We start from the raw sequence: 16,491 nt of genomic DNA on the forward strand, positions 1-16,491 counted from the left end.
GCTGGCGAAGGAGGAGCCATGTCGCCCACGCAGGTAGTCGTCATAGTCATCGTCGTCGCCGTGGTCGCCGCGTTGGTCGCGTTCGCCGTGGTCGCGAACCGCCGGCGGGCGCTGCGGCAGCGCTTCGGCCCGGAGTACGACCGGGTCGTCGCCGAGCAGGACAGCCGCGGCGCCGCCGAGCGGGAGCTGCGGGAGCGCGAGCGTCGGCACGCCGAGCTGGAGCTGACCCCGCTCACCCCGGAGTCCCGGGCCCGTTACGCCGCCGCCTGGGAGGAAATCCAGGTGCGTTTCGTGGACTCGCCGGCCGAAACCGTCGGCGACGCCGACGAGCTGGTCAGTCACCTGATCGCGGAGCGCGGATACCCCACCGGGGACTTCTCCGACCAGATCGCCCATCTCTCCGTCGAGCACGCCCGCACGCTCACCCACTACCGCGACGCCCACGAGATCCGGCAGCGCAACGAACGCGGCGAGGCCGGCACCGAGGATCTCCGCCAGGCGCTGGTGCACTACCGGGCCCTCTTCGCCGACCTGCTCGGCGCGGACCCGGTCGGCCAGCGGTCGCCGGAGCAGCGCCACCCCGATCCCGACCCCGAGCACGACGCCACGAGCCGCTGAGGAGCCGCCGCCATGCGCCACGAAGAGCAGCAGGTCACGCCGGAGCACCCGGAGACCGTACGATCCGCGCCGGTGCCGGTCCCGCCGCCGGACGACCGCGCCCACGCCGACCGGTCGGGGACCGACCGCGCCGGCCGGGCCGAGCTTCCGGAGGACGCGCTTGACGACCGGGGCACGTTCGACGACCCGGCCGTGACCGACGGGCCGGACGCCCGGCCCGACGAGACCCGGGCGTACGACGCCGACGATCTGCGCGACGCGGCGGACCGGTCGGACGACGCCGACGGGACGCGGGACGGCGAGCGGCCCGCCTTCCACGAGCCGGCGCCGCTGCCGACGGCGTTCGGCGCGGCCACGGTGGGCGACGCGGTAGCCGCCTCGGCGCTGGCCGGCGGTCGTCCGCAGGACGAGCGGGACGCGCGTGGTGAGGACACCGCCGCGCCGGGCGACGGGGCGCCGGGGCGTACCGACCCGCTGGACGACGAGCGGGCCGACCCGACCGCCGGGGACCGGCTGCACGACCGGGACCGTTGGGCGGCCGAGCACGCCGACGCGGACCGGGACGTGGACGTCACCGACCGGGACGACGACACGGTGACCGCCGACGCGGACCGGCGCCACGACCGGGTGACCGCCGACCGGGACTCCGACGACGCGGTGGCCGCCGGTGCGGTCGGCTATGGCAGCCCCGAGCCGGGGCTGGTCGACCCGGACGCCGTGCCGGTCGCGGCGGGCGCCGATGCCCACGGTTCCGGCCGGCACCACGACACCGTCGACCGGGACGCCGCCATCGCGGCGGCGGGCACGGCGACCGGCGGCACGACGGCGGCCGGCGGCGCGGCGGGCGCGACCGTGACCGGCGGCGAGGTGGGCGCGGTGGCAGCCAGCGACGCGGCGGGCGTGACGCCGACCGGCGACGCGGCGGACGCGGCGGTGGCCGGGGCGGGCCGGGCCACGTCCGGCGCCGTGCCGGCGGACGCGGCCACGCTGTTCGACCCGGACGCGGCGCAGGGCTTCCGGGACCGCTGGCGCGACGTCCAGCTGCGTTTCGTGGACGACCCGAAGGCCGCGGTCGGCGAGGCGGAGTCGCTCGTCGAGGAGGCGATCGAGGCGCTGTCCACGGCGCTGCGGGAGCAGCGCACCCGGCTCGGCACCTGGCAGGAGTCCGGGGACACCGAGCAGCTCCGGGTGGCGGTACGCGGCTACCGCGACTTCCTGGACCGCGTACTGGGCCGCTGACGCCCCTCACCTGCGACGGAGCCCCGGCCGGTCACCCGGTCGGGGCTCCGTCGCGCACGGCGGATCGAACACCAGGCATGAAACTTCGCGATCGGGGTACCTGCCGCCGCAGCACGCACCCACACGAGGGGAGCAACAGGCATGGGCAGCGGCCTACGGTTGAACATGAACGCCCTGGACTACCTGATCCTGGCGCTCTACTTCGTCACGGTGCTGGGGGTCGGCTTCGCCGCCCGCCGCGCCATCAAGACCAGCGTCGACTTCTTCCTGTCCGGGCGGTCGTTGCCCGCCTGGGTCACCGGTCTGGCGTTCGTCTCGGCGAACCTGGGCGCGCTGGAGATCATCGGCATGGCCGCCAACGGCGCCCAGTACGGCATCATGACGGTGCACTACTACTGGATCGGCGCGGTGCCGGCGATGGTCTTCCTCGGCATCGTGATGATGCCGTTCTACTACGGCTCGAAGGTCCGCAGCGTGCCGGAGTACCTGCGGCTGCGCTTCAACCGCCCCACCCACCTGCTCAACGCGATCAGCTTCGCGGTCGCCCAGGTGCTGATCGCCGGCGTCAACCTCTACGCGCTGGCGCTGATCATGCAGGCGCTGCTGGGCTGGCCGCTCTGGATCGCGATCGTGGTCGGCGCGGTGATCGTGCTGGCGTACATCACCGTCGGCGGGCTCTCCGGCGCGATCTACAACGAGGTGCTCCAGTTCTTCGTGATCATCGCCGGCCTGGTGCCGATCACGGTGATCGGCCTGGTCAAGGTCGGCGGCGTGAGCGGCCTGATGGACGCGGTACGCGAGTCCAAGCTCGGCGAGGCCGGTCTGCACGCCTGGCAGGGCACCGGCAGCACCGACAACCCGCTCGGCGCGCACTGGCTGGGCATCGTCTTCGGCCTCGGCTTCGTGCTCTCCTTCGGCTACTGGACCACCAACTTCGCCGAGGTGCAGCGCGCCCTGTCGGCGCGGAACATGAGCGCCGCCCGCCGCACGCCGATCATCGGGGCGTACCCGAAGCTGCTCATCCCGCTGGTCACCGTGATTCCCGGCCTGATCGCCCTGATCACGGTCAAGGGGCTGGGCGCCGACCAGGGCGACCTGGTCTACAACAACGCCATCCCGCTGCTCATGCGCGACCTGCTCCCCAACGGCGTGCTCGGCATCGCGGTCACCGGCCTGGTGGCGTCGTTCATGGCCGGCATGGCGGCCAACGTCAGCGGGTTCAACACCGTCTTCACGTACGACATCTGGCAGGCGTACTTCCGGCGGGACCGCCCGGACGAGTACTACGTGAAGGTGGGCCGGATCGCCACCGTGATCGCGGTGGTGGTGGGCATCGGCACCGCGTTCATCGCGGCCGGCTTCAGCAACATCATGAACTACATCCAGGCGCTGTTCTCGGTCTTCAACGCGCCGCTGTTCGGCACGTTCATCATCGGCATGTTCTGGCGGCGGATGAGCGCGCTGGCCGGCTTCTGGTCGCTGCTGTCCGGCACCGTGGTGGCGGTCGTGACGTACGTGCTGTACAAGACCGGCGTGATCAGCTTCAACTCGGACCTGGAGGAGAGCTTCTGGGGCGCCGGCCTGGCCTTCGTCACCGTCGCCGTGGTGGCCGCGGTCATCACGCCGCTGACCCGGCCGAAGACCGACGACGAGCTGACCGGCCTGGTGTACGGCCTCAGCGACACCACACTCGCCGACGACTCGCTGGCCGGCGACGCGGCCTGGTACCGCTCCCCGGTGCTGCTCGGCGTCGTCGCCGTGGTGCTCGCCGCCCTCTTCTACATCCCGGTCTTCTGAGGAAGGGACCCACGTCATGGCAGACAACGCGGACCGCTACCAGGACGGCGAGGCCCACGACCCGCTGGTCGACGAGACCGAGGACGCCCGGGAGGAGCGCTCCGCCGCGGCCCGGCTGTTCGACATCCGCCGGGTCATCGGTGGGCTGTTCGTCGCGTACGGGCTGATCGTCGGGCTGACGGGGCTCTTCGACTCGTCGGCCGAGATCGACAAGGCGCAGGGCCTGCGGATCAACCTGTGGGCCGGGGCGATGATGCTGGTCTTCGGTCTGCTCATGCTGCTCTGGCAGCGGCTGCGCCCGACCGAGGCCCCGTCGACGCGCTCCGACGAGTCCTGAGCCGCACCGGATCCTCGCCCCGGCCCCGCCGGCATGCCCGGCGTCGCACCGGGTACGCCAGGCGCGGATGGGGACAGGAGGCAGCAGCATGACCGATCGTGACCCCGGTGGCGAGCGACCGCTGGAGGAGACCCCCGAGGTGGCCGCCGCGGTGGACGACGACAGCACGGTGCCGCAGTTCCGCGGCGGCGGCACCGATCCGGACAATCCCGCGTTCGCCGAGCCGGACGGCGCGGTGGCCGACACCGGCTCGCCGGACATCCTCGGCGACCCGTACGCGGCCGGCACCGGCGCGACCGGCACCGGCACCGGCGCGGGCGGGGACAACATCCGTACCGGCGCCGAGCAGCCCTGGGAGCCGGAGGACCTGGTCCGGGCCCGCGGTCAGGACGTGACCCCGGAGAACGTCGAGCGGGCCCGCCGTGACCTCGCCGAGCTGGGCCGCGCGGCGATCGAGAAGACGGTGCCCTGACCGGAAACGGCCGGGGGCCCCTGGTCGACGTGGGCGTCGACCAGGGGCCCGGGGAAACCCGCGCGGCGGTGCCTCACTCCCGCCGCGGCGGGTGGTCCGGCCGCGGGGCTCTACAGCGCCGGGTAGGCGTTCTGCATGAGCTGCGCGAACTGGGCCGAGAACCAGGCGCCGGAGATCGGCGCGTCCGGCAGGGCGCCGGACATGCTGTTCCCGTTGCGGGCGTTGCCGGTGTACGTCGGGTCGCACATCCGGTCGAAGCCCTTGCCCTCGTTGTTCGGGATCTCCTTGCTGGAGCCGTCCGACTCACCCGGGGGCTTCACCCAGACGTAGGCGTCGATGCCCGGCTCCGGGTTGGCCTTCGGCCGCTCGCCGAGGCCCGCGCCGGCCTGGTTGCACCAGTTGCCGAGGTGGATGCGGCGGTCGACCTTGCCACCGTTGACGTAGGCGTCCACGCTGGTCAGCGGGCCCGGGCCGGTGGGCCGGGCGGTGCCGCCCCAACCGTTGCGGGAGGTGTCGATCAGCATACCGATGTTGCTGTCGAAGCCGATCGAGACCAGCTTCTGCCGGAACGCCTGGGCGAACGACAGCTCGTCGACGTACTGGTTCCAGTCGATCCACTTGGACTGCCGCACGGTCTGGCCGTTCACCGAGTCGGTGATCTTGACGTACGGCTCCTTGAGCGCGGAGTAGTTCGCCGTGTTGACGATGAAGCCCGTCACGTTGCGGACGGTGCTGCCGGACGCGACGGCGGCGGCCTTGAGCTGGTCGGCGACCGGACCGAAGTTGCTGTCCCAGCCGATCCAGCCGTGGTGCGCGGCGTCGATGTAGTTGTAGACGTTGCCGATCGCGCCGAGCTTGGCGAGGGCGTAGCCCACGCCGTTGACGTACGCTCCGTTGGCCTTGACCGTGTCGCACATCGCGGTGCCACCCGCGTTGCCCGAGGTGTTGGTCACCAGGTTGGGCAGCGAGTCGATCTCGATGATGTTGACGATACGCAGGTTCTTGTACTTCGCGTCGGCCTGGATCGCGGCGATCGGGTCGATGTACTCGGACTTGTAGCGCGGCAGCTCATCCGGGCCCAGCTCACCGTTGGAGGCGAGCGCGGCACAGTCCCGGCCGGGCAGGTTGTAGATGACGAACTGGATGTAGCCGGCGCCCTGGGCGAGCGCGGCGTCCAGGTGGTCACGTACGCCCATCGAGCCGTTGGAGCTGCTGCCCGTGGTGCCGTTGATGGCGGCGATCCGGTCCAGCCAGACCGCGGTCGGGTTGCTCGACACCCGGTTGCCACCGGCCACCGACTCGGCCTTGGCCTTCCACTCCGGGTTCACGTACCCCTTGACCCCGGCGTACGGGTTGTCGACCTTCTGCCCCGGCGGGGTGGTGGTCGGCGGCGTGCTGGTGGGCGGGGTGCTGGTGGGGGGCGTGCTCGTCGGCGGGGTGCTCGTCGGCGGCGTGCTCGTGGGCGGGGTGCTGGTGGGCGGCGTGCCGCCGTTGCAGACCGTGCCGTTGAGCGTGAACTGGGTCGGCTTCGGGTTGCTGCCGCTCCAGGCGCCGTTGAACCCGATGCTGGTGCTGGCGCCGGTGCCCAGCGAGCCGTTGTAGGACTCGTTCTGAGCGGTGACGTTCTGGCCGCTCTGGGTCCACTTCGCCGACCAGCCCTGCTGTACGCGCTGGCTGCTGTTGCCGAACGTGAAGCCGAGGGTCCACGAACTGACCGGGTCACCGAGGTTCTTGATGACCACGTTCGCGGTGAAGCCACCGGCCCAGTCGTTGGTGGTGTAGTCCACGCTGCACTGCGTCGCGGCCTGCGCCGCGGTGACCGGGAGGGTCACCAGCCCGCCGGCCACGAGGACGCCGGCGCCGGTGAGCGCGAGCGTCCGGCTCCGGCCGGACAGCCTTCTCCACAGATTCATACCACTGATCTCCTTGGGCGAGACCGGATCCGCGTACGGCCCGGCGGAATGGCGGCGGTTGGTCGGCCCTGCGGGAACGACCAGTGCGCGCCACGGGTTACTTCGGGGGACGCCCGACCCGGACGGGCGTGAAGGTGGTGGTGGTGCCGACCGGTCCGCAGGACCGGTCGAAGGAGCCGGACGTCGTCCGGTGAGACCGGTTGCCCTCGACGTCTGTGCTCGCGGTGTGGCTCCCCGAACCGCGTGCAGCGATTCTTGCATGGGAGCGCTTCCATGGCAATGCCTCGATACGCACCCCGACCCTACCCCCACCCCCGCCACCCCACGCCCGTCGACCATGAGGTCGACGGCAGATGGGAAGCGCTCCCCCTGCCACCAACTCCATGGTCACTGGTCGCCGGCCGCCCGGACGGGGGTGCGGGGGACCGGGCGGGAGGCGCAGAGGGCGCAGAGGGCTCGGTGGTGGCCGGGGCTACGCGAAATGCCACATCATCGACAAAGCCCGAAAAACGAAACTTTCCCCGGATAGGTCGCGAAAAGGTCTAACGTCGGCCGTAGCTCGACTGACGTCGGGCTCAGGACGAACAGGGATGGAGTGACGCTGGTATGGCTGACAAGATGCTCGGGAAGATCGTCGCGGGTGCCGCTCTCGGCGGTGCGGGCCTTCTCGTGTTCACCCCGGGAATGGCCTACGCAGGCGGGCACGACGACGAGGGCAAGGTGATCGCCAAGCCGCACGTGGTCAAGGCCGGTGACACCGTGGAACTGCTCCAGATCTGCCCGGAGCCCCAGGAGCACGCCTACGTCTGGTCGAAGGTGACCGGCAAGGTCGACCTCCACCCGGCCCGGGACGGGGAGCACGGGGACTGGGCCGACAAGGGCGGCGACTGGGCCGAGGACGCGGACCAGGGTCCCGACGGCAAGGACGGGCACGGTGCCCCGCCCGAGGCCAACAAGGACGAGCACGGCAAGGACGGCAAGGACGCCAAGGACGAGCACGGCAAGGAAGAGCAGGGCAAGGACGAACAGGGCAAGGGTCCCGAGGGCAAGGGTCCCGAGGGCAAGGACGAGAAGGGCAAGGACGGGCACGGTCCCGGCGAGGCGGGCATGCCGGAGCCGCCGGCCGACGCGCCGAAGCCGGGCGGTGCGGGTGCCGGCATGGCCGCGGACGCCGGGGATCTGGGACCGCAGGGCCACGAGGAGTACGGCCAGGACGCCGAGCCGGGCTGGCCGGCTGCCGACTGGACCCGGGACGAGCACGGCAAGGACGGCAAGGACGGACACGGTGCCCCGCCCGAGGCCAACAAGGACGAGCACGGCAAGGACGCCAAGGACGAGCACGGCAAGGACGAGCACGGCAAGGACGAGCACGGCAAGGACGAGCACGGCAAGGACGAACAGGGCAAGGACGAGCACGGCAAGGACGCCAAGGACGAGCACGGCGCCCCGCCGGAGGCCAGCGAGGACGAGCAGGGCAGGGACGCCAAGGACGAGCACCACGGCGACTGGCAGGACGACAAGGGGTACGGCCACGGCGAGGACGAGGCCGGCTGGGAGCACGGGAAGGACTTCGTCTACTACGGCGAGGCCCGCGTCTCCGAGGACGTCCACCCGGGCCGCTACGAACTGAACGGCTCCTGCGGCGAGGGCGAACTGGTGGTCCTCCCCCGGGGCGGGGTCGACGGCGGTGACGGCGGCATGGCCACCACCGGCCTGGACCGTGGTCTCGCCACCGGGGGCGCCGGCATGATCGGCGCCGCCGCACTCGGCGGGCTGGTGCTGATGCGTCGGCGGCGGGCCGGTGGCCTGGTCTGACCGGACGACGATCCGGGCCGGCGGCCGTCACGGGAAACCGTGGCGCGCCGTCGGCGCGGCCGTCGTCGTCCTGCTCGCCATGGTGGGCTCCGGCCTGATCGGCGCGTCTGTCCGCACCGTCCCGCCGCCCACCCCGCCGCAGCCGATCGCGCAGGCCGGACCGGCCGGCACGACGGATGCCACCGACCCGCCCACCGCCTCCGACACCGATCCGGACGCCGACGGCGGCGCGCCCTGGGACGGCCCGTCGACCGCGTACGCCGATCCGGGGACGCCACCCGGTGCCGCGCCGGGGACGCCCTCCGGGGCCGCGCCGGCGACCCCGCCCGGGGCCGCGCCGGGGACGCCGTCGGGGACCGGGCCCGGGACCGCGCCGGGCACACCGCCCGGGAGCGTCCCGGTGGCCCCCGGCGCCACGCCGACCGGGCCCACGGGTGTCCCGGCCGCACTGCCCCGCTCCGCGCCCACCACCGTCGTGATCCCCCGGATCGGAGTCCGTGCCGAGGTCATGACGCTCGGCACCAACCCGGACGGAACGGTCCAGGTGCCCCCACTGGACCAGGCGATGAAGGCGGGCTGGTACTCCCCCGGCGCCAGCCCCGGCGAGGTCGGCAACGCCGTGATCGTCGGGCACGTCGACTCCGCCAAGCTCGGCCCGGCGGTCTTCTTCAACCTGGGCGCGCTGGTGCCGGGCGACACCATCGCCGTGTCCCGGCAGGACGGCTCGACCGTCACGTTCACCGTGGAGGAGGTCCGGTCGTACCCGAAGACCGCCTTCCCGGCGGAACAGGTCTACGGCCCGTCCACCGTGCCCGGCCTGCGCGTGGTCACCTGCGGCGGGGTGTTCGACCGCACCGCCGGCAGCTACCTGAACAACATCGTGGTCTACGCCCGGATGACGCGCTGATCCACCTCAGGCACGGAAAGAGTGCCCATCCGAAGCGCGATGGGCACTCTTTCCGTGCATCAGTGACGCGGCGCGTCAGGCCGCCGCCGAGGTGCGGACCAGGGTACGGATCTGGCGCAGCAGGACGGACAGGGCGGACAGGTCGGCGCGGGACTCGTCGAACTCCCCCATCGCCCGGTGCGCCCGGTGGATCGAGGTCGCGTTCGCCTGCTCCCACTCCTGCACCCGCTCCACCGGCGGCTGGCTGTCCGAGGTGGAGCTGAGCACCTCCGCGGTGAGCGCGGCCAGCGCGGCGTACAGGTCGTAGCGCAGCGCCATCCGGGCCAGCGTCTGCCAGCGGTCCTCCCGCGGCAGCAGGGAGATCTTCGACAGCAGCGCGTCCACCCGGAACCGGTCGGAGAGCACGAAGTAGACCGAGGCCACCTCGCTCACCTCCCGCCCGGTCGTCTTCGCCGTCTCGACGATGTCGAGCAGGCCGAAGCTGTACATCAGGCGGGTCGCCTGCACGGCCAGCTCACGCGGCAGCCCCTTGCCGACGAGCGTCTCGATGTGCGCCGCGATCGCCTCCCGCTCGGTGCCCCAGAACAGGTGCTCCAGGTCCGGCATGAGCTGGGCCACGCCGTCCCGCAGCCGGGTGATCTCCGCCGGCACGTCGATCGGCGAGCGCCGGTTGGTGACCAGCCAGCGCACCGCGCGGTCGAGCAGCCGTCGGGTGTCCAGGTAGACGGCGGTCTGCAACTCGGGCGAGACCTTGTTGTCCAACGCCTCGACCGCGTTCCACAGCTCGCCCAGCCCGAACACCTCGCGGACCACCACGTACGCGCGCAGCACGTCCGCCGCCGAGGCGGCCGTCTCCTCGACCACCCGGAACACGAACGAGATGCCGCCCCGGTTGATCGCCTCGTTGACCAGCACCGTGGTGACGATGTCCCGGCGCAGCCGGTGCCGGCCCATCCGGTCGGCGAAGCGCTGCCGCAGCGGGGTCGGGAAGTAGTTGACCAGGACGTCGGTCGTCCACTCCTCGTCCGCCAGCCCCTCGCTGACGATCTCCCGCTCCAGCACGATCTTCACGTACGCGAGCAGCACCGCGAACTCCGGCGGGGTCAGCCCGGTCTCGGTGCGGACCGCCAGCTCCTCGTCCGACGGCAGCGCCTCCAGCGCCCGGTCCAGCGCGCCGGACCGCTCCAGCTCGTTGATCATCCGGCGGTGCACCGGGAGCAGCGAGGCGGCCTGGGTCTGGGCGTTGTTGAGCGCCCGCGCCTGGTCGTAGTTGTCCCGCAGCACCAGCTCGGCGACCTCGTCGGTCATCTGGGCCAGCAGCTCGTCCCGCTCCGGCCGGTCCAGCTCACCGTCGGCGACCGCGGTGTTCAGCAGGATCTTGATGTTCACCTCGTGGTCGGAGCAGTCCACCCCGGCCGCGTTGTCGATGAAGTCGGTGTAGATGCGTCCGCCGCCGGCGGCGTACTCGATCCGGCCCTGCTGGGTGAAGCCCAGGTTGCCGCCCTCGCCGACCACCCGGCAGCGCAGGCTCTTGCCGTCCACCCGGATGGCGTCGTTGGACTTGTCCCCGACCTCGGCGTTGGTCTGCGTCGACGCCTTCACGTAGGTGCCGATGCCGCCGTTCCAGAACAGGTCCACCGGCGCGGTGACGATCGCCTTCATCAGCTCCTGCGGGCTGAGCTGCGTGACGTCGTCGTCGAGGCCGAGCACCGCGCGGACCTGCGGCGTGAGCGGCACCGACTTCGCGGTACGCGGGAAGATGCCGCCGCCTTCCGAGATCAGCTCCGGGTCGTAGTCCTCCCAGGACGACCGGGGCAGGTCGAACAGCCGCTTGCGCTCGGCGAACGAGGTGGCCGCGTCCGGGTCCGGGTCCAGGAAGATGTGCCGGTGGTCGAACGCGGCCACCAGCCGGATGTGCTCGGAGAGCAGCATCCCGTTGCCGAACACGTCGCCGGACATGTCGCCGACGCCGACCACTGTGAAGTCCTGGGTCTGGGTGTCGTGCCCCAGCTCCCGGAAGTGCCGTTTCACCGACTCCCAGGCGCCCCGGGCGGTGATGCCCATCTTCTTGTGGTCGTAGCCGGCCGAGCCGCCGGAGGCGAACGCGTCACCGAGCCAGAAGCGGTGCGCGGTGGAGATCTCGTTGGCGATGTCGGAGAACGTCGCGGTGCCCTTGTCCGCCGCCACCACCAGGTAGGGGTCGTCGGGGTCGTGCCGGACCACGTCCTCGGGCGGCACGATCTCGCCGCTGGCGATGTTGTCCGTGACGTCGAGCAGCGCGGAGATGAACTCCTTGTAGCAGACCACCGCCTCGTCCCGGTCGCCCGGCTTCTGCTTGAGCACGAAGCCGCCCTTGGCGCCCACCGGCACGATCACCGCGTTCTTCACCATCTGCGCCTTGACCAGGCCCAGCACCTCGGTGCGGAAGTCCTCGCGGCGGTCGGACCAGCGCAGGCCGCCCCGGGCCACCGGCCCGAACCGCAGGTGCACGCCCTCGAACCGGGGCGAGTAGACGAAGATCTCGAACTTCGGTCGCGGCGCCGGCAGGTCCGGGATGGCCTGCGGGTCCAGCTTGAACGCCACGTACGGCTTGGGCCGCCCGCCCACCGGCTTCTGGTAGAAGCTGGTGCGCAGCGTGGCCTGGATCAACGTCAGGAAGGCCCGCAGGATGCGGTCCTGGTCGAGGCTGGCCACCTCGTCCAGCGCCTCGCCGATCGCGTCGACCAGTTCGGCGCCGCGCTGGCGCCGCTCGTCCATCGTGATGGGGCTGGGCGCGAACCGGATCTCGAAGAGCTGCACCAGCAGCCCGGCGATGCTCGGGTACGCGATGAACGTCTGTTCCATGTACTCCTGGGAGAACACCGTGCCGGCCTGCCGCAGGTACTTCGCGTACGCGCGCAGCACGACCACCTGCCGCCAGGTGAGCCCGGTGCGCAGCACCAGCTCGTTGAAGCCGTCCACCTCGGCCTCGCCCCGCCAGGCGGCGGCGAACGCGTTCTCCACGTGCGGGCGCACCTCGGCCAGGTCCTGGTGCCGTTCCGGCAGCTCCAGCCCGAAGTCGTAGAGCCAGATCCGGCCGTCGACGCGCTCCACCTCGTACGGGTGCTCGTCGACCACCTTCACGCCGAGCGAGTGCAGCACCGGCAACACGGCGGAGAGCATCATCGGCTCGCCGTACCGGTAGACCTTGAACCGCACGTCCAGCGACTCGTCGCCGTCGTTCGCCCGGCCCGAGTAGGCCCGCGGCGCCAACTGCTTGCGGAACAGGTGCATCTCGAGCTGGCCGGGCTCCTCCAGCAGCTCCAGCTTGGCCAGGTCCTTCATCGCCTCGTACGGCGTGTGCCCGTCCTTGTAGCCCTCCGGGAACGCGTCGGCGTACCTGCTGAACAGGTGCTTGGCCTGCTCGTCGCCGAGCTTGCGCTCCAGCACCAACCGGTAGTCGTCGTCCCAGAGCCGGGTGGCGTCGGCCAGCTCCTCGGCGAGCAGGTCGGCGTCGATCTCACCGGGCGGGTGGTTCGGGTCGGTGCGGACGATGAAGTGCACCCGGGCCAGCATCGACTCGGTCACCCGGGTGGTGTAGTCGACGCCGACGCCGTTCAGCTCGCGCAGCAGGATGTCCTGCATGCGCAGCCGGTTCTGCGTGGTGAACCGGTCCCGGGGCAGGTAGATCAGGCAGGAGATGAACCGCCCGTACGCGTCCCGGCGCAGGAAGACCCGGAGCTGCCGGCGGCCGGCCATCCGCAGCACGCCGATCACCGCGTGGTAGAGGTCGTCGGTCTTGATCTGGAACAGCTCGTCGCGCGGGTAGGTCTCCAGGATCTGGAGCAGGTCCTTGCCGGAGTGGCTGCGCAGGCTCAGGCCGGAGCGGTCCAGCACCTCGGCGACCTTGCGGCGGACCACCGGCAGCTCCTGCACGCTGGTCCGGTACGCGGCGGTGGAGAACAGGCCCAGGAAGCGCCGCTCCCCGACCACCTCGCCGGCCTCGTTGAAGATCTTGAAGCCGATGTAGTCGAGGTAGGCCGAGCGGTGCACGGTGGCCCGGGAGTTGGCCTTGGTGATGATGAGCAGGCGCTTCTCCAGCACCCGCTCGTGCGCCTCCGGGGTCATCGAGTTCAGCGACCGGGCCTCCGGCGAGTCGGACCGCAGGATGCCCAGCCCGGTGCCGAGGACCGCCTCCAACGCCTGCCCGCCGGCCGCCCCGTCCGCGTCGACCAGGCGGTACTCCCGGTAGCCGAGGAACGTGAAGTGGTCGTGCGCCAGCCAGCGCAGCAGCTCCACCGAGTCCGTGATGTCCTTCTCCGGCACCGGCGGGCGGCTGTCCGACGTCCGCGCGGCGGCCAGCTCGTCGGCGAGCGCCAACGCCCGCTGCCGCATCTTGGGCCAGTCCTCGACGGCCTCCCGCACGTCGGTGAGCACCCGCTGGAGCTCGCGGCGCACCGCCTCCCGTTCGGCCGGGTCACGGACCGGGTCGATCTCGATCCGCATCCAGCTCTCGACCAGGTCACCGGCGATCGCGTCGTCCGGCTCCACGTCCGCGGAGACCTCGGTGAGCCGGCCCAGCGGCTCCCGACGGACCACCACCAACGGGTGCACCAGCAAGTGCACGTCGAGGTGGCGGGAGTTCAGCAGCGCGGTGACCGAGTCGACCAGGAACGGCATGTCGTCGGTGACGATCTCGACGACGGTGTGGTGCTGCTCGGCGTCCGGCTCGTGGATGCGCAGTTTCAGCTCGCCCGGCACCCGCTGCTGGGCCAGGTCCCGGTGGGCCCGGGCCGCCTCCAGCATCTCCTCGGCGGTGAAGCCGATCAGCTCCTCGTCCGGCGCGAACCGCCAGAACCGGTCCACCAGCGTGGCCGCGTCGTGGTCGTCGCCGGCCAGCGCGACCGCCTGGGCGACCAGCCGCTCCGCGTTGGGCACCGGCTCGTCCAGCTCGGCGTCCTCCACGTCGTCGGCCAGTGCCTGCGCGGGCAGGCCCAGGTCGTAGAGGGTGTCGATGCTGGAACCGGTCAGGCCGGTCACTCCTGTGTCGAGACGGCCGAAACCGTCCCCGTCGGTCGCCGAATCGAAGCTGTCATCGTCCCGGCTGGTGTCAGCCTGGAGATCGGGTCCCGGTTTGATCGCCGGACGCCGGTCCATCGGTGCCACTCCCCTCGACCCACCGCGTTGTGGGTCACTCTGCCGCCCAGCCTAGGCCCTGCCGTTGTGCCCCTCGGTCGGCGGACCACTGGCCGGACGTCCGGATCGGGACTGTGCCCTTTCACCTGTTGCGGGTCCGTGGTCGGCCGGTCGCGGATTACCCCGGCTGGCGATGTTCATCACACTGCCACATGCCACTTCTGAACCCGCCGCGGGCGGTGGCGGGGCGGTGGGGAGCCGCGTGGCGTACTAGCGTGCAGGTCAGCTTCGCACCGGAGGACCGCTTCATGCCCCTGTCGTACCCCGTCCACCCCCGTCGCCAATCCCGCCGCCGGCCGATCGCGGCGCTGGTCGCCGCGCTGCTGGCCGCCGGTGCGGTGACCGGGTGCTCCGGCGAGGACGGGCCGGGGAGCACCGTCGACGCCTTCCTGAGCGGCTGGCGCTCGGGTGACCTGCAACCGGTCGGCTTCCTCGCGCCGACCGGCGCGCGGGTGCCGGCGGCCGAGGTGACCAAGCAGTTGAAGGCGCTCTCCGGCGACCTGGCCGCGACGCCGCCGACGCTGGAACGCACCGGCGAGGTCACGACCGCCGGCGACATCGCCACCGCCCGGGTCCGGCTGACCTGGACGCTGCCGGGCGGCGCCCGCTGGGCCTACGAGAACCCGGTGCGCCTCAAGGGCAGCGGCGACCAGTGGCAGGTGATCTGGGAGCCGGCCGTGGTGCACGAGAAGCTGACCGAGGGCGACCACCTCGCCCTGCGCCGGGAGCCCGCGGAGCGGGCCGCGGTCCTGGACGCCGCCGACAAGCCCGTCGTGGCGCCCCGCCCGGTGGTCCGGGTCCAGGTCGCGCCCGGGGAGGTGAAGGACGTGCCCGGCCTGGTGCGCCGGCTCGACGCCGCGTTCAAGGCGGTCCGGCCCGCGCTCAGCCCGCCGGTCGACCTCAGCGACCTGCCGAAGCGGCTCAAGGAGGCCGACCGGGACGCGCTCGTCGAGGTGGTGACGCTGCGCGACGAGGCGTACCGGCAGATCAAGTCCCGCATCTACGACCTGCCCGGCACCCGGTTCCCCACCGACCAGCTCATGCTGGCCCCGACCCGGGAGTTCGCCCGGGCGCTGCTCGGCTCCGTCGACCAGGCCCAGGCCGACGATCTCCAGGCCCACCCCGACCGGTACGCCCGCGGCGACCTGGTCGGCCACGGCGGCCTCCAGGGCCGGTACGACGAGCGGCTGCGTGGCGTGCCCGGCGTCACCGTGATCACCGAGCGGCCCGCCGCCGAGGGCGCCACCGAGCCCACCGGCACCGAGGTGTTCCGCAGCGACCCGAAGCCCGGCCAGCCGGTGCGGACCACGCTGGACGTGACCACCCAGAACGCCGCCGACGCCGCGCTGCGGGGCCAGACCCGCCGCTCCGCGCTGGTCGCGGTGCGGATCAGCGACGGCGCGGTGCTGGCCACCGCGAACGGCCCCGGCGCGGCCGGCGAGAACCTCGCGTTCACCGCCCAGGTGCCGCCCGGCTCCACGTTCAAGATGGTCAGCGCGTTGGGCCTGCTCGACCGCGGCGCGGTGACCCCGCAGACCACGGTGAACTGCCCGAAGACCGCCGAGGTCGACGGGCGCATCTTCAAGAACTCGGACAACTTCGCGCTCGGCGCGGTGCCGTTCGCCACCGACTTCGCGAAGTCCTGCAACACCGCCTTCACCGCGCTGGCCCCGCAACTCGGCCCGGACGGGCTCGCCCAGGCCGGCCGCACGCTCGGGCTGGAGGCCGGGTGGGACCTGGGCGCGGACGTGTTCACCGGCAAGATCTCCGCGAACGGGGAGCGCACCGAGCAGGCCGCCGCCGCGATCGGCCAGGGCACCACGCTGGTCAGCCCGCTGGCGATGGCCGGCGCCACCGCGGCCGTGGCGCGGGGCCGCTTCGAGCAGCCCAAGCTGCTGCTCGACCCGGCGCCGGGCAAGCCCGCCCCGGCCGGGCCGGCGCTCAAACCGGAGTCGGTGGCCGCGCTGAAGACCCTGATGCGCGGCGTGGTCACCGCCGGCACCGCGACCGCCCTGGCCAAGGTGCCCGGCGAGCCGGTGCACGGCAAGACCGGCACCGCGGAGTACGACAACAACCCGGCGCACACGCACGCCTGGTTCGTGGGCTGGCAGGGCGACGTGGCCTTCGCCGTCTTCGTCGAGCAGGGCGGCTCCAGCACGGCCAGCGCGGTGCCGATCGCCGAGCGGTTCCTGCGCGGCCTGGCCCGCTGACCGGGTTC

The 16,491-nt window shown here is 72.1% G+C and carries 10 protein-coding genes; 8 read left to right on the forward strand and 2 right to left on the reverse strand.

The window, feature by feature from the left end:
• The first annotated feature begins 18 nt into the window (after positions 1-18).
• The 5 genes from TPA0908_RS12230 to TPA0908_RS12250 all read left to right on the forward strand — a co-directional run bounded on the left by TPA0908_RS12230 (position 19) and on the right by TPA0908_RS12250 (position 4,463).
• The gene (locus TPA0908_RS12230) at positions 19-618 is read left to right on the forward strand and encodes a hypothetical protein (protein WP_281937516.1); all 600 of its coding nucleotides are present in this window, start codon (positions 19-21) and stop codon (positions 616-618) included.
• Positions 619-630: 12 nt separating this feature from the next.
• A complete protein-coding gene (locus TPA0908_RS31775) occupies positions 631-1,857 on the forward strand; it encodes a hypothetical protein (protein ID WP_281937518.1) in 1,227 nt (408 codons plus the stop codon).
• A 141-nt stretch (positions 1,858-1,998) separates the two neighbouring features.
• Positions 1,999-3,654, forward strand: coding sequence for a sodium:solute symporter family protein (locus TPA0908_RS12240; protein WP_281937520.1), 1,656 nt, complete (start codon positions 1,999-2,001; stop codon positions 3,652-3,654).
• A 16-nt stretch (positions 3,655-3,670) separates the two neighbouring features.
• Positions 3,671-3,991, forward strand: coding sequence for a hypothetical protein (locus TPA0908_RS12245; RefSeq protein WP_281937522.1), 321 nt, complete (start codon positions 3,671-3,673; stop codon positions 3,989-3,991).
• An 88-nt stretch (positions 3,992-4,079) separates the two neighbouring features.
• Positions 4,080-4,463, forward strand: a complete 384-nt coding sequence (locus tag TPA0908_RS12250; protein ID WP_281937524.1) for a hypothetical protein — start codon at positions 4,080-4,082, stop codon at positions 4,461-4,463.
• A 110-nt stretch (positions 4,464-4,573) separates the two neighbouring features.
• Here the strand turns inward: TPA0908_RS12250 and TPA0908_RS12255 are convergent, their stop codons facing one another.
• Complete coding sequence (locus tag TPA0908_RS12255) at positions 4,574-6,376, reverse strand: glycoside hydrolase family 6 protein (protein WP_281937526.1); 1,803 nt, start codon at positions 6,374-6,376, stop codon at positions 4,574-4,576.
• Positions 6,377-6,982: 606 nt separating this feature from the next.
• Between TPA0908_RS12255 and TPA0908_RS12260 the strand changes: the two genes are divergently transcribed.
• Together TPA0908_RS12260 and TPA0908_RS12265 are read left to right on the forward strand one after the other, a co-directional pair.
• On the forward strand, positions 6,983-8,191 hold the full coding sequence (locus TPA0908_RS12260; protein ID WP_281937528.1) for a hypothetical protein: 1,209 nt from the start codon (positions 6,983-6,985) through the stop codon (positions 8,189-8,191).
• A gap of 79 nt (positions 8,192-8,270) precedes the next feature.
• Positions 8,271-9,098, forward strand: a complete 828-nt coding sequence (locus TPA0908_RS12265; protein WP_281938571.1) for a class F sortase — start codon at positions 8,271-8,273, stop codon at positions 9,096-9,098.
• 75 nt (positions 9,099-9,173) lie between these two features.
• On the opposite strand, the gene TPA0908_RS12270 is transcribed toward TPA0908_RS12265, so the two are convergent.
• Positions 9,174-14,234: an NAD-glutamate dehydrogenase gene (locus tag TPA0908_RS12270; RefSeq protein WP_281937530.1), complete on the reverse strand. Its 5,061-nt coding sequence runs from the start codon at positions 14,232-14,234 to the stop codon at positions 9,174-9,176.
• A 287-nt stretch (positions 14,235-14,521) separates the two neighbouring features.
• On the opposite strand from TPA0908_RS12270, the gene TPA0908_RS12275 reads away from it, so the two are divergent.
• Positions 14,522-16,483 carry a penicillin-binding transpeptidase domain-containing protein gene (locus tag TPA0908_RS12275; protein WP_281937532.1) on the forward strand — a complete coding sequence of 654 codons (1,962 nt, stop codon included), beginning with the start codon at positions 14,522-14,524 and terminating at the stop codon, positions 16,481-16,483.
• The last annotated feature ends 8 nt before the right edge of the window (positions 16,484-16,491 follow it).

The organism is Micromonospora sp. AKA38 (assembly GCF_027925725.1).
GTDB lineage: Bacteria > Actinomycetota > Actinomycetes > Mycobacteriales > Micromonosporaceae > Micromonospora.

Coding starts and splice junctions, on each gene's coding strand:
- TPA0908_RS12270 (WP_281937530.1), bottom strand. CDS start 14,234: ATGGACCGGCGTCCGGCGATCAAACCGGGACCCGATCTCCAGGCTGAC.
- TPA0908_RS12240 (WP_281937520.1), top strand. CDS start 1,999: ATGGGCAGCGGCCTACGGTTGAACATGAACGCCCTGGACTACCTGATC.
- TPA0908_RS12275 (WP_281937532.1), top strand. CDS start 14,522: ATGCCCCTGTCGTACCCCGTCCACCCCCGTCGCCAATCCCGCCGCCGG.
- TPA0908_RS31775 (WP_281937518.1), top strand. CDS start 631: ATGCGCCACGAAGAGCAGCAGGTCACGCCGGAGCACCCGGAGACCGTA.
- TPA0908_RS12260 (WP_281937528.1), top strand. CDS start 6,983: ATGGCTGACAAGATGCTCGGGAAGATCGTCGCGGGTGCCGCTCTCGGC.
- TPA0908_RS12245 (WP_281937522.1), top strand. CDS start 3,671: ATGGCAGACAACGCGGACCGCTACCAGGACGGCGAGGCCCACGACCCG.
- TPA0908_RS12230 (WP_281937516.1), top strand. CDS start 19: ATGTCGCCCACGCAGGTAGTCGTCATAGTCATCGTCGTCGCCGTGGTC.
- TPA0908_RS12255 (WP_281937526.1), bottom strand. CDS start 6,376: ATGAATCTGTGGAGAAGGCTGTCCGGCCGGAGCCGGACGCTCGCGCTC.
- TPA0908_RS12265 (WP_281938571.1), top strand. CDS start 8,271: ATGGTGGGCTCCGGCCTGATCGGCGCGTCTGTCCGCACCGTCCCGCCG.
- TPA0908_RS12250 (WP_281937524.1), top strand. CDS start 4,080: ATGACCGATCGTGACCCCGGTGGCGAGCGACCGCTGGAGGAGACCCCC.